The sequence below is a fragment of the Rahnella sp. P4_A8 genome (assembly GCF_056402435.1).
On the sequence record NZ_JBFUHK010000381.1, the window covers coordinates 1 to 561 of the forward strand.

1 pseudogene is annotated in these 561 nt (G+C 34.2%); it reads right to left on the bottom strand.

What is annotated here, in order from left to right:
* Positions 1-561, bottom strand: a pseudogene (locus tag AC1DUO_RS26120) (hypothetical protein); the annotation flags it as partial.

Here is a 561-nt window from a genome sequence, read left to right on the forward strand (position 1 = left end):
TCTCAAAGCGCTCATATATCTGATCTAGTGTAATCTCAAATTCCCCTCGAGATTCTCTCCTAAGATCAAGTTCGGCTTGTCGTCTGATAGTATGGAACTGGAAGTTCTTATTATTTATTAGTTTTCTGACTTTGGGTTCAATAAATAAAAACAATTCATGTGGTTCAACAAAATCACGTTCTACTAATGTATCAAAAAGATCGAATGATGTTGCTTGGCTTGATGCCATTGCAACACGCAGATGGTCAACTTCAGGTGTTATATTTTCATCTTTAAAGTTTTTCGCAAGGAGCCATTCACGATTGCCTTGGCTAATCATTTCAAAAACTTGGTCAGTGGTTTTTTGTTCAGAAAAGAATTCAAAACCAAGCCCATTTTCAATGAAGTGATTATATAGCGATTCGATTTTTCTAAAATAAGCCTCCCCATTGAAAATATCGAACTTATGAGAGAGATGTACGCGAGATAAGAGGAAATATAAGATGTTATCAGAGTCAATTTTTTCTGATTTTAAAACGGAATCGTTGAAGTCTTTAAAATTATCATGTACTGAGAATAATG